Genomic DNA, 11,535 nt, shown 5'->3' on the forward strand with positions numbered 1-11,535 from the left:
AAAAACCCACCTAATAACGGCTATGTACAAGAGAGAAAATAAAAAAATACACATATATTTCAATACTTTTATACGAATCTTTAGGTCTAAATTTATCTCTTTAGCCATTTTTTTATTAATCATTGTATTACCTCACATCCTGATCAAACATATAGGCTTTTGATCGAAAGCTTATATTTAATACTAGTCCCATCAAAAACATCGTACTCATTAACGCACTTCCCCCGTAGCTAATAAACGGCAGTGGTATTCCCGTTATCGGAAGAAGTCCTATACACATGCCCACATTTTCTAAAACATGAAAGAAAACAATCGAAATAACGCCGGTACAAATGTATGTAGAGAATTGATCTTTCGTGTGAAATGCGATGGTAATAATTTGGTAAATCAGCACCATAAATAAGAAAAGGATAAGGCTAGTTCCTAAGAAGCCGTAACTTTCTCCAATTGCACTAAAAATAAAGTCTGAATGTTTTTCGGGAACATATACTGAAAATTTTGATGTATCTCTTCCTGAAATGGATCCGGCACCTATTGCTTTTAACACTTGCATATAGTTGTAAGACAAGCTGCCTGCATAAGATTCTGGATCAAACCACGCATAGATACGATCAAACTGATAGGATTGAACGTGCAAATATTTTTCCAATATTTTTGGGTGGTTCAAAACCATATATAAAATACCTGAAGCGATTCCTATAATTGAAGTAAAGGTAGGAAGAATGAGCTTAAAACTTACTCCTGAAACGAATATCATGACAAAGAATAAAAAGATCATTACGAGTGCCGTTCCTAAATCGGGCTGCTGCATAATAAGAAGAATAGGGACCGCTAACGTAGCTCCTAGCTTTCCAACGAGTAAAACGTCGCTTCTTATATCTCTTACGCGAAATTTTTCGTTATGATTTCGTATGGCTTTACTAAATGCTAAGATTAAAGAGATTTTTGTGAACTCTGACGGCTGTATCGATCCAATACCAGGAAGGACGAACCAGCTTTTTGCACCATTTTTGACAGGAGCAATACTTTGGGGAGAAACGATGAGTAAAATAAGGATAAAAATATTTAGCCCATAAAAGAACCATGTGAATCGGTCCCACTGTTCCTCATCGGGCCTCATGGTGATGAAGATAATCCCAATACCTACTGCGTACCATTCAACTTGTTTAATTACGAAGTTTGTAGAATACTGTCCTGTTTTTTGCGCGTTATAAATAGCTATACAGCTAATAATAAAAAACAGCAGCAGTGTAAAAGCAAGACCATAATTAAAGCTTTCTGACTTCTTGCGTTCCATGTTTAAAACACCTTTTCTTTATTAAATTTCTATTCCAATCACTGAATATAAGGTTCTCTAATGTATGTTAGAAAAATATCAATAAAATAGATTTCTTCTCACAATCTATCACAAACCTCCAATCTGTTTTAACTGTGATTTTTTATATAAAAGGTCTACCATACGATAGCCTGTATAATCAAAACGTTTATTAGCCCTAATTTAGTGAACAAGACATTTTCTTGACTTCAGCTTATTTTTTTTATTAAGTACTATAAATTTGCCCTAAGGAAACTTTTCGAGCATAAGAAACCCTTTGAAAATAAAATTTTGACTTAGAACAGACTGAAATGTCTACATGTGTTAGCAGTTTATATATTAGAATCCTAATTTATCTTTCCTCAGGGAAACATTTTAACATTAAGGAAAAATATTTGTCTAATAAAAAACTTAGAATTTAACTACAAACTGAATTACTTTGGTTAAATTCGGTTAGAAAACTATGATGCAACTAACTCTTTTTACACTAAAAAACTGACCATAATGGTCAGTTTTTTTAGGTTAATAAATAAGCTATTTTGCTTACTTCTCATATCGTTTGTAATTTTATCATTAAAAAATGAAAAATAAGTGAAAAGAGAAATATTAATACAAATAAGTTAAAAAATATTTAAATTTGTATAAAATTCATGTTATTCATGAAAATATTGAGAAAGAATGTTCTTTGAAATTTTTAATGTTAACTTTTATATAAAAGCTGTGATTGTTTACAGAATGCAAAGTTTTTTTGAAAGCACCTTTTTATTTTTATGAATATTGAGCTTTATGATACGATATGAAGTGAACTTTTTAAATGAGGGTCTATATGCAAAAAATTAAAGGTAAAAAGATAAAAATTAGTATATTTATGCTGGGATTAGGGATTATTTTTTTTCTGTTTGCCGGGAAAGAGCTTGTGGTAAACGAAAAGCCTGTAAAATCTGACGTGATCATTGTGTTAAGTGGTGATAATGATCGACTGGAGAAAGGAATTGAATTATATAAAAAAGGCTATGCGGCTCATTTAATCCTTTCGAATGGTCAAGAAAATAATTTTTATCATCAAGCCAAGGACTCAGGAATACCTGAGGATTCAATTATATTAGAAAATCACGCTACAAGTACTACGGAAAACGCTAAATTCACAAAAAGGCTAATGATGAACTATCATTTTCAATCCGCTATCGTTGTTTCTTCCAACTATCATATGAAAAGGGTAGAAAAAAACTTTAATAAAGAATTTAAGGATACCCAAATACAATTAACCTATTGTTCTAGTGGAAGTCGCTATTATAATCCACAGAGATGGTGGGAAACTGCTTTAAATAGAAAAGTTACCTACACAGAATACGTCAAGCTTATTGGCAATTATTTTGGTTTTAGCGGAAAGAAATCTAAAGAATTATTAAGAGAATTTATCTAAAAAATTGCAAAAAAGTCCATAGGGGATGCCTCTATGGACTTTTTGCTTTTTGAGATGACGAGGAGTAGTTCAACATAGTCCTGTGATGATAGATTATTTGTTTAACATAAAGGAAAGCATAGTGCCCCATATAAAGATTACTAAATAGAATAATCTTTGCAGCAGACCGGTAGGCATAGGAACAAAAAATACAAGCATAATGAGTATGAGGATGACTAGTAAGGAGACTAAACAGCCATAAGTCCAATACTTGCCGCTGGTTAAGGAGGATGCATATATCCATAGACCAGCTAAAACAGTGATCATGCCAAGTTGAGCGAATATTGAATGCCAAAATAAATTTATATCAGCCGGTATAAAGCCTGAAACAACGTTACCTAAAGCTAATATAAGAATAAAAGCTGTTGCTAGCTGGGTTATTTTTGTTTTCTTGAGTTTTTGTGAAATGTACAGAATACCAATCGAAAGTGTTAATCCGTTTATAATAAACAATACGTTCATCCAGAAATGGTTAGGAGAGCAAATGTCATGAGGTGCAATTGAATAGGTGTAGGTTCCACAAGAAGTTACGCCAAGATCACTCATTGCGTGATTTAAAAAACTGTAGGGAGCAGTTGAAGTCAAAATAAAGAAAGGTTCAACTAAAAAATACAAGCAAGTAGCAAACCAGCTTAAAATGCCAACCTTTTTTGATATATACAGAATCATCACCTCTTAAAAAGTGTTATATACGAATTGTATATCCAAATAATATTAAACAAAATGGTCTTGAAGCCTATTTTTATGTAGGGCTTGAGGTTGATGTGAGGAAGGAGGACAAAGTGTTTAAACTTGGAGGTACTTAGGAAAAGACCTCTTTACTAATGTTTGGTAGCGGTAAAGAGGTCCAAAAGCTGCTTAATTAGAAATGAATAACTGCTGATTATAAGGCTTAACTTACGTGTAGTTTAATGTATCCAAAACGCAGTGACATTCAAGGCGTTTTATCTAAAATTTTATAATCTGATGTTTTTTGAATATCTACATCATATTCATGTGCAAATCTTTCTAATTCCCTAAAAACATTTGGTGGATTAAATAATGCTATTCGCATATTCCAGCCGTTTTCTACTTGTACTACAGCCAATTTTGCTTTCCAACTTAACCTTTTAAATACAATTCTTTTAATGTCCATTGGTTTAACGGTTTTTGCATATACTTTAAACCATAATATATATGTTCTATAGGTTAAAGCATCTTTGTCTATCTGAAATTCATATCTGAGGAAAAGGGAAAGAAATGAACAGAGGATAGCAAAAAGAAGTAAGAAGGCAAGTACTTTATATTGAATTGCTTGAATGAATAATAAAGCATACAAAAGTAATAAAGCAAACATGATAGTTTTTTGAGCGGTAGCTTTAAATAACATAGAATCTCCTTTCTTTAGTAAATAAGCCAATTGGTTTTTTCTATGATATTATTTAAGTGTTAATTTAGGTTAGATTTATATTGGGAGGTCTTTTACATGTATAACACCATTTCAGATTTTATCAAAGAATGGAACAGCGAAGCCATGCTAACTCAAAAAGTTTTGGATAGCTTAACAGATGATTCGTTGAAACAACAAGTTTGCCCTGAAGGACGTACGTTAGGAAGAATCGCTTGGCATTTTACAACAAATATTCCAGATTATCTAACTGAATTTGGACTGAGCATAGATAGAATAGAAAGTACAGCAAGCGTTCCATCTTCAGCACAGGAAATCGCTATAACCTTTAAAAATGTAAGTTCTCACGCTGCTAAAATCATTGAACAGCAATGGACAGATGAATCTTTAGGACATACGCAAGAAGCGTTCGGAAGAACCCAATCAAATGCCACAATCTTAATGGGACTAATCAAGCATATTGTTCATCACCGAGGTCAAATTACCATTCTGATGCGTCAAGCAGGACTGAAACCCCCTGGAGTTTATGGGCCTCCAAAAGAAGATTGGGTTCATTTAGGTGTGGAAAACCCACCGCTTTAATAATATCAGGTAAATAAAAAAGAGGCTGTCCATAGAAAATACTATAAAATTTTTTCTCAGGCAGCCTTTACATAAAACCTAATTAATCAGTTAGTACTTACTCTGAAAAAACTTTTGAGTACTGCACAACACCTTGCATATTTTTTAATAATCCCTCTGTTAACTCTAAGGTCATAAAGAATTCTTCAAGCACGTCAAAATGTTCTTTCTTATCGCTGTATTCTTCATTTTAAAAGGCGCTTTTCACAACTTTTTCAGTTTTATTATATTCTTCAGTGAGTTCTTGATTAATTAAAATATCCATACTTAGTATGGATATATTTTATAGTGTTATATTTTATGAGTCCACCTTTAATACATAATATTTGTAAATTTTTATGGTGAAATATACTATATATGTTAAATTGGAGTGTGTAAAGAAGGGATAATATCTGATGTTAAACGTATTATTTATATGTTTAGTAAGCTGCTTCATCATTTATATTGGGAAACGTGTATGGAAAAAAGGTAGTACTAATTTTATTGCTGGGTATGGAAAGATATTTACACCTAAGGATGAAAAACAGCTAGCTAAAGGAATTGGGCTTATTATTATGTTATTTGGCTTTGAATCTATGATATTTCCTATTCTCTCTTTGCTTTTTGAAGGGATCGGCTTTTATTATGGATTGCTGGTTGTGTTGAACTTCTTCGCTTTATTTGGGCTTATGATAAAGGATCAGGTGCAAAGAGAAGCCTAAAGGGGGAGAAAACGATCAATAAAAATATTCGGCTTATGATTGGTTTAATCAGCACTATTATCCTATGTTTTTATGGAATAAGAGGTTTATTCATACATGAAACAATACCGTGTTCTTCTTATCTCTTTGCGGTAGGTGGAGCTATTTCTACCATTGCTCTTATCTGGGAATTAATAAAGAAAGATGCAGCTTAAATTGAAAGAAGTGATGATGTGAAAAGACGATGGATTTCCTGGTGTATAGCTAATATAATTTGGATCATACTTTTTGCTGTAGGCACAGCTGTTATCTGGACAAGAGAAGTGGATGGAGCGGGTGTTACCCAAACACCGGAGCTGAAATTGTTCGCATTTATAGTGTTGCTAATTGCATTTATTTTCCCTTTGATTATTCAAGTTATATGGCTAATTATTAATTTTAAAGTTAGTAAGCATGTACTATAGAAAATAGGAATAATGTTATGGAATAGAGAGGGATGATGTGTATGCAAAGCAAAAAATGCTCTAAATGTGATTCAACTCTAATCAAAGCTCGTATTCAATCATCACCTGGTACAGTAGGTGTAAATAAAACACCGAGCAGCGTATTAAATAACAATCACCATTACAGCGAATTAATACCTTATGTTTGTTCAAGCTGCGGTTATGTGGATTTTTATGTGGAGGAAGCCGGAAAGTTTTTTTAATAGAACTTTTAGGATTGTTCGTTTTCGAATACATTATGATACGTCACTGAACTTGGTATATCGCCTAATATCAATTTTAATCAAGGGGTAAGGAAAATGATTTTTGGAGGCTATTATGAAGAGAACACTTAGTTTTCTGTCAGTAGTTTATTTAACCGTTCTAACTGCATGTAATCAAGAAAGTACAGGGGAAAATATAGAGAGTTCTTCTGCTATCATTGTTGTAGTTGAAAACAAGGAATATAACGGAACAGAAGATAAATTAGATCAAACACAAGAAATAGGAGACCAAATAGGAACCATAGAAAAGAAAACTAAAGCAACTACGATGCCCGAAGGTAATAATCAATCAAACTATTTTACAGTTGGTTCAGAAATCTATTCAGTAAAAGGAACAGAGGATTATATTATAGTTAAAAATAAAGATCATAAAAGTCAGTTAATGAAAAAGGTAGCCCAAAAAAGATGAGTATTATTTAAGTTGACTACTTTATCTTTCAGAAAATACGTTCTACGTGAGCGTATTACATATATCAAAACCTAATTATAGTAAAACAAAAAAATTTTAAGAGGTCGAAAGTGAATAAAAAAATTCGATGGGGCTTAGCTAGTTGTATAACAATTATAGGGGCGTTAAGTATATATTTTTTGTTCTTTTCTTACGATAAGTTTTATGTAACAAAAGACGATAATATGTTTAACACAAAGCTTTTAAGTGATACATATGGAAAATATGAGTGCACAGAGATGGCTGATCAAACAAAGTATGACTCTAAGAAATATTTTAGAGCCTTTGGTAAAACACAAAATGGGGATTTTATTTATGCTATTAAAGGTGATCCTAAGCATAAACAAGTGCTGCTAATTGAAAACACCGAGATGCCTGCGTGGTTTTTGTACTCGCGTCAATAAAGGTGCTAAAGTGTCTGTAAAACCCATTATGGTAGGTAAAGATGTTGCATCATTTTTCTTTTGAAATATATTTCGAATACAGAAGGGGCTGTGTTATGAAAAAGTGGTTATACTTACCTTTTATTCTATCTTTGGTTATTCTATGTGCAGCATGTTCAAGTTTAATTTGGAAAAAACAATACGCGGATTCTCCACCTAAAGAGTTATTGTCAGATGGAGAAGAATATTCTATTTTGGCAGTAGGAGAAGAGATCGATCATCCAGAGGAAATAATGGGTTTAAAACAAGTTCGATATTTTTCTTCGTTGGAAGAAGTAAAGAATCAATATCCAGACTTAAAGGTAGAAGGCAGCCCTTTCTTTATTATTTTTAATGATAAAGAAGTCGTTTTAAGAACTTCAGAATTAAACAAAGCGATACGTTTTGTAGAAGAAAATTACTAGATACAAAAACAAATAAAAGACACCAAGGAAACATAAAGCACCTTGGTGTTTTTACGTTTAATAATAGCTCATATGACAATTATAAAATACAAAATATAGAAAATATAATAACATATGTTTATTGGTGGGGGACGAAAAATGTTTGGAGGAGAAATATGAAAAAGTTCTATCTTGGTTTGTTTATTATGTGTTTGGTGTTTATCATCTCCGCTTGTTCAAAAACGGAATATGTAAACAATGTTGAGTACTTAAAATTACAAAAAACAGAGGTAACGTTAACAGATGATAAAAAAATCGTTGGGGAAATGATAGTACCTGATAAAAAGAATAAAAGTAAAAGTATCGTTCCAATGGAGTTACGCTATACATTTACGATGGAAAATACGTCTAATAATATTATGGCTCTCTCTGATTCTGCTAAAACAAACATTCGCATAAAACCAGATAAGGAGTTAGTATCAGCTGTAAAGGAATCAATTGGTTCAAATATTTATAATATGGATAACAATAAGTTAGGTATTGGTATGAGTATAGGAGAAATTCCATCTAAAGGAACAAGTAAATTTACTCTTAGTTACACCTTAGGAGCAAAGGAAAAAAATAATGAATTACCTCTTTTGCCAACTGAAGAAGAACTAAAAAAGCTACAAGCTAATGCGTTAAAGGGTACACTCGTTATCTCCCAAGATGAAAAGGATATTGCAAAGTTTAGGTTAGATTCAAGCCAATAAACATGATTATAAGTTTAAATAGATTAATAGCTCGCTAATCCTGTATATCGTCAGCGTTAGCGAGCTATTGTTTTTATATTTATACGCTTGTATGTGGATTTACTTTTCCCGAAAATAAAATTGATTAGCCCTACTTATTTGGTTACGATAAGCGCTCGAATAATTTCATTCCAATAGTATTTGAAGTTTTTGTCACTTGTATTTTTTGGCATTAGAACGGTTGATTCCTTTGTATTCTCTTTTTTTATAGACATTATGATTTCCCCTTATCTCTTTATATTTAGTATGTTGTGGTTTGATTTACCATATTTTATAATGAAATTAGCAATCGTTACAGATGAACATTACGATTGAATCAATCGAAATATCCGATTATAAAGAGGTGAGGAAAATCGAAATAAAACAACTGATTACATTTAAAACAGCTGCAGAAAATTTAAATTTTACATATACAGCTAAAATTTTGAACTTTGCTCAATCAAGCGTTACTGCTCAAATAAAAGCTCTTGAAAATGAACTTGAAACGCCTTTATTTGAACGTCTCGGAAAGCGCTTGGTTTTAACAGAAGCAGGTAGAGAATTCAAAAGGTACGCCGATAAACTGATTCAATTGACTAAGGAAGCAAAAAACGCTGTAAGTGGAGTGGAGGAGCCCGCAGGTACGCTTATAATTGGATCTTCTGAAAGTCAGTGCACGTATAGATTGCCTCCAATATTAAAAGAGTTCAAGGATCAATTTCCAAAGGTTAAAATGATCTTTAAGCCCATTTACTCTCAAGAACAAACGAGAGCGCAGCTACTAGATGGCACTCTTGATATTGCCTTTACATTGGAGCCTATTCAGCATTACGATGCAAATCTACATACGCAATGTCTTGTTGCAGAAAACCTAAAAATTATAGCTTCTCCTCAGCATCCTTTAGCTAATAAAGCGGAAATCTACTTAGAAGACCTTGAGAATGAGACTCTTTTGTATACTGAGTCGGGTTGTTCATACCGGGTAGTATTGGAAAACTTGTTTCGTGAGGCGGGTATTTGCACATCAACTAAATTTGAATTTGTAAGCGTAGAAGCTATTAAACAGTGTGTAATGTTAGATTTAGGTATTGCCATACTACCGGAAGTAGTAGTAAAAGCGGAAGTTGAGAAAGGTATATTAAAAGAATTAGCATGCACTAAAGTTGATACACCTCTTTACACACAAATGTTTTGGCATAAAGATAAATTCATGTCTCTTCCTTTGCAATCTTTTATTCAATTGGCTTGCAGTACTTTTGGTTTAAATTATATAGGTCTCGAAAGTAAAAAACTCTAGGTGCGTTATGCTGACTAAAGAATTACACAGGATACATAAAATAATCTAATATCTTTCCTAATAAGATAAGAGATGAAGGAAATCTTCATTCCTTCGCTAATATATAGATGAACCTTAATAATCTAGATTTTAATTGGTGAAATCTGAGTTAGGAGTTGATCTAATTTGAAAATGGGAGTAAATCAAATTGAACTAAATGGTTTAACATTTCAATATCGAGAGGCGGGCAAAGTTTCGGCACCCGCTATTATTGCACTTCACGCTTTGGGAATGAGTGCAGAGTCTTGGGATGAAGTAGCAGCTGTATTAGGGAAGGAATATCGGTTTCTAGCTTTAGATCAGCGAGGACACGGTGGAAGTGAGAGAACTGACGCGTACACGTTTGAACTCATGTGTGATGACTTGCTTCAGTTTGTAAATGCGATGAATTTGGAGCGCTTTACGTTAATTGGGCATTCTATGGGCGGTACGGTGTCCTATCTTTTTTCTGAAACATTTCCAGAAAGGGTAGATCGGCTGATTGTTGAAGATACTCCTCCACCTTTTACAGGAGAGAAGTTCGAAATTCCTGCCAAACCGCCTGGTTCTTTACCGTTTGACTGGGAGGTTGTACCTTCAGTTCTTCACCAGTTAAACAACCCCAACCCTAAATGGTGGGGAAGTCTTACAGAGATAATTGCACCTACTCTCATCATAGGAGGAGGATCCAGCCATATTCCTCAAGATAAATTACAGGAAGTTTCTAAGCGCATTCCAAATTGCAAATTAGTAACGATAGAAGGGGCTGGACATGAGGTGCATACAGGAAACTTATCCTCTTTTTTAACTGCTGTGAAAAGCTTCCTTGATTCGTGACTTTCTGGAGCTTTTATTTAATTTGAAAGTTTGGTGAAGTAAATAACATGGTAAAAGTTATTAAACTTTTATAGAAAGGGAGACTATACGTTAGTCTCCCTTTTAATCCTCGAATATGTTAATATATGAATTAAATGTAATAAAATTCATAATAAAATAATTTTTATGGAAGATAAATAAACGCCTTTTAATAGTTATAGGGAATACTATAACTCATTAAATGAGCATGTTTGAAAGGAGGAGAGTGTCTTGTTGAAATTTATAGAAAAAGGTTTTTTCTACGGCCTTATTTTAGGAGTATCATTAAGTTTCTTTGTGATTCCATATAAAGAAGTCCAATCAATGGGTGATGGTGTAACAGAAACAACGTATTTAAACCTTACTGATTTTATTATTCATCTAATTCGTTTTAGTGTAGTTATAGCTGTACTGGGAGCGGTGATAGGTTTCTTTGTTTATAGAAAAAAGAGTTTGGAGTGATTCACCCAAGCTTTTTTCTACTGGTGATTAAGTACATTATGGTAGCTGCTAGTTAAATGGTGCCATATAAACATATATCTAGTTTGCAGAGGACCAAATTGAAACAACGTTTTAGTCAATATTCACTGTGGTTATCGTTGCTTGGGATTGCTGTTGGTGTTGGACGATACCTTACACCCATACATAGCCCCAACATTTGGTATGTATGTATTACCCTTTATTCGATAGGATTTTCATGTGGAATAATAGCTTTTGGAAAACAAGAAAAAGGGTTGATGAAATATTTTAGTTTAATCTCTTTTGCAGTAATCCCAATATTTATTATGGCGAGCTTTTTATTTTTTGCAATGAATTTTGGTGAAAAATAAAAGAAGGTAGTTATAATAAATATTTTCATGTTAAAATTTGTATGTGAGATGTAAAAACACAATTCGGTTGGTAGTCCGGATGCATTGATATGTATTAATGTCAGTAACCTTCCCCTCCTCGGGATGTCCATCATTTCATAGTATGTTTAGAGGAGGGAATCGTTATGTCACTAACGATTTACCATGATGGTCAGTTTTGGGTAGGAATTATTGAAGTTGTAGAAGGCGGTAAGTTAAAAGCATTTCGTTATGTATTTGGA

The 11,535-nt window shown here is 33.0% G+C and carries 16 protein-coding genes and 1 pseudogene; 14 read left to right on the plus strand and 3 right to left on the minus strand.

All coding sequences use genetic code 11. From position 1 onward, the window contains the following. Positions 1–127: 127 nt before the first annotated feature. Positions 128–1,297 (minus strand): FtsW/RodA/SpoVE family cell cycle protein, encoded by a 1,170-nt coding sequence (locus AC1D0Y_RS10900; protein ID WP_477707567.1) that lies wholly within the window; start codon positions 1,295–1,297, stop codon positions 128–130. An 844-nt stretch (positions 1,298–2,141) separates the two neighbouring features. Here AC1D0Y_RS10900 and AC1D0Y_RS10905 point away from each other — a divergent pair. Continuing rightward, a complete protein-coding gene (locus AC1D0Y_RS10905) occupies positions 2,142–2,738 on the plus strand; it encodes a YdcF family protein (protein ID WP_060744974.1) in 597 nt (198 codons plus the stop codon). A 93-nt stretch (positions 2,739–2,831) separates the two neighbouring features. Here the strand turns inward: AC1D0Y_RS10905 and AC1D0Y_RS10910 are convergent, their stop codons facing one another. After that, the gene (locus AC1D0Y_RS10910) at positions 2,832–3,446 is read right to left on the minus strand and encodes a DUF998 domain-containing protein (RefSeq protein WP_286128139.1); all 615 of its coding nucleotides are present in this window, start codon (positions 3,444–3,446) and stop codon (positions 2,832–2,834) included. A gap of 265 nt (positions 3,447–3,711) precedes the next feature. Beyond that, complete coding sequence (locus AC1D0Y_RS10915) at positions 3,712–4,146, minus strand: diguanylate cyclase (RefSeq protein ID WP_217599304.1); 435 nt, start codon at positions 4,144–4,146, stop codon at positions 3,712–3,714. Positions 4,147–4,242: 96 nt separating this feature from the next. Here AC1D0Y_RS10915 and AC1D0Y_RS10920 point away from each other — a divergent pair, with 96 nt between their 5' ends. The 13 genes and pseudogenes from AC1D0Y_RS10920 to AC1D0Y_RS10980 form a co-directional block, all read left to right on the plus strand. After that, positions 4,243–4,746 (plus strand): DinB family protein, encoded by a 504-nt coding sequence (locus AC1D0Y_RS10920; protein WP_028409980.1) that lies wholly within the window; start codon positions 4,243–4,245, stop codon positions 4,744–4,746. Between the two features lie 434 nt (positions 4,747–5,180). Further along, on the plus strand, positions 5,181–5,486 hold the full coding sequence (locus AC1D0Y_RS10925; protein WP_060744977.1) for a hypothetical protein: 306 nt from the start codon (positions 5,181–5,183) through the stop codon (positions 5,484–5,486). A 212-nt stretch (positions 5,487–5,698) separates the two neighbouring features. After that, entirely contained in the window at positions 5,699–5,929 is a 231-nt protein-coding gene (locus AC1D0Y_RS10930; protein WP_060744978.1) for a DUF3923 family protein, read from the plus strand. A gap of 41 nt (positions 5,930–5,970) precedes the next feature. After that, a complete protein-coding gene (locus tag AC1D0Y_RS10935; RefSeq protein ID WP_060744979.1) occupies positions 5,971–6,171 on the plus strand; it encodes a hypothetical protein in 201 nt (66 codons plus the stop codon). A gap of 115 nt (positions 6,172–6,286) precedes the next feature. After that, positions 6,287–6,640 carry a hypothetical protein gene (locus AC1D0Y_RS10940; protein ID WP_060744980.1) on the plus strand — a complete coding sequence of 118 codons (354 nt, stop codon included), beginning with the start codon at positions 6,287–6,289 and terminating at the stop codon, positions 6,638–6,640. Between the two features lie 110 nt (positions 6,641–6,750). After that, entirely contained in the window at positions 6,751–7,083 is a 333-nt protein-coding gene (locus AC1D0Y_RS10945; RefSeq protein ID WP_060744981.1) for a hypothetical protein, read from the plus strand. Between the two features lie 95 nt (positions 7,084–7,178). Beyond that, positions 7,179–7,526, plus strand: a complete 348-nt coding sequence (locus tag AC1D0Y_RS10950) for an outer membrane protein assembly factor BamD (RefSeq protein WP_060744982.1) — start codon at positions 7,179–7,181, stop codon at positions 7,524–7,526. A 155-nt stretch (positions 7,527–7,681) separates the two neighbouring features. After that, positions 7,682–8,257, plus strand: a complete 576-nt coding sequence (locus tag AC1D0Y_RS10955) for a hypothetical protein (protein WP_477707568.1) — start codon at positions 7,682–7,684, stop codon at positions 8,255–8,257. Between the two features lie 391 nt (positions 8,258–8,648). Then, positions 8,649–9,572, plus strand: a complete 924-nt coding sequence (locus AC1D0Y_RS10960; protein ID WP_176524054.1) for a LysR family transcriptional regulator — start codon at positions 8,649–8,651, stop codon at positions 9,570–9,572. Positions 9,573–9,737: 165 nt separating this feature from the next. Continuing rightward, on the plus strand, positions 9,738–10,427 hold the full coding sequence (locus AC1D0Y_RS10965) for an alpha/beta fold hydrolase (RefSeq protein ID WP_028409989.1): 690 nt from the start codon (positions 9,738–9,740) through the stop codon (positions 10,425–10,427). A gap of 249 nt (positions 10,428–10,676) precedes the next feature. Continuing rightward, positions 10,677–10,907 (plus strand): hypothetical protein, encoded by a 231-nt coding sequence (locus tag AC1D0Y_RS10970; RefSeq protein WP_060744985.1) that lies wholly within the window; start codon positions 10,677–10,679, stop codon positions 10,905–10,907. A gap of 98 nt (positions 10,908–11,005) precedes the next feature. Next, complete coding sequence (locus tag AC1D0Y_RS10975; RefSeq protein ID WP_060744986.1) at positions 11,006–11,275, plus strand: hypothetical protein; 270 nt, start codon at positions 11,006–11,008, stop codon at positions 11,273–11,275. Between the two features lie 97 nt (positions 11,276–11,372). Further along, positions 11,373–11,535, plus strand: a pseudogene (locus tag AC1D0Y_RS10980) (DUF2992 family protein); the annotation flags it as partial.

The organism is Priestia sp. P1_B12_1 (genome assembly GCF_056406695.1).

What these genes read in the sequence shown, in the direction of transcription:
- AC1D0Y_RS10900 (WP_477707567.1), bottom strand. Translation starts at nt 1,297, where the DNA reads ATGGAACGCAAGAAGTCAGAAAGCTTTAATTATGGTCTTGCTTTTACA.
- AC1D0Y_RS10935 (WP_060744979.1), top strand. Translation starts at nt 5,971, where the DNA reads ATGCAAAGCAAAAAATGCTCTAAATGTGATTCAACTCTAATCAAAGCT.
- AC1D0Y_RS10925 (WP_060744977.1), top strand. Translation starts at nt 5,181, where the DNA reads ATGTTAAACGTATTATTTATATGTTTAGTAAGCTGCTTCATCATTTAT.
- AC1D0Y_RS10940 (WP_060744980.1), top strand. Translation starts at nt 6,287, where the DNA reads ATGAAGAGAACACTTAGTTTTCTGTCAGTAGTTTATTTAACCGTTCTA.
- AC1D0Y_RS10955 (WP_477707568.1), top strand. Translation starts at nt 7,682, where the DNA reads ATGAAAAAGTTCTATCTTGGTTTGTTTATTATGTGTTTGGTGTTTATC.
- AC1D0Y_RS10905 (WP_060744974.1), top strand. Translation starts at nt 2,142, where the DNA reads ATGCAAAAAATTAAAGGTAAAAAGATAAAAATTAGTATATTTATGCTG.
- AC1D0Y_RS10910 (WP_286128139.1), bottom strand. Translation starts at nt 3,446, where the DNA reads ATGATTCTGTATATATCAAAAAAGGTTGGCATTTTAAGCTGGTTTGCT.
- AC1D0Y_RS10950 (WP_060744982.1), top strand. Translation starts at nt 7,179, where the DNA reads ATGAAAAAGTGGTTATACTTACCTTTTATTCTATCTTTGGTTATTCTA.
- AC1D0Y_RS10920 (WP_028409980.1), top strand. Translation starts at nt 4,243, where the DNA reads ATGTATAACACCATTTCAGATTTTATCAAAGAATGGAACAGCGAAGCC.
- AC1D0Y_RS10915 (WP_217599304.1), bottom strand. Translation starts at nt 4,146, where the DNA reads ATGTTATTTAAAGCTACCGCTCAAAAAACTATCATGTTTGCTTTATTA.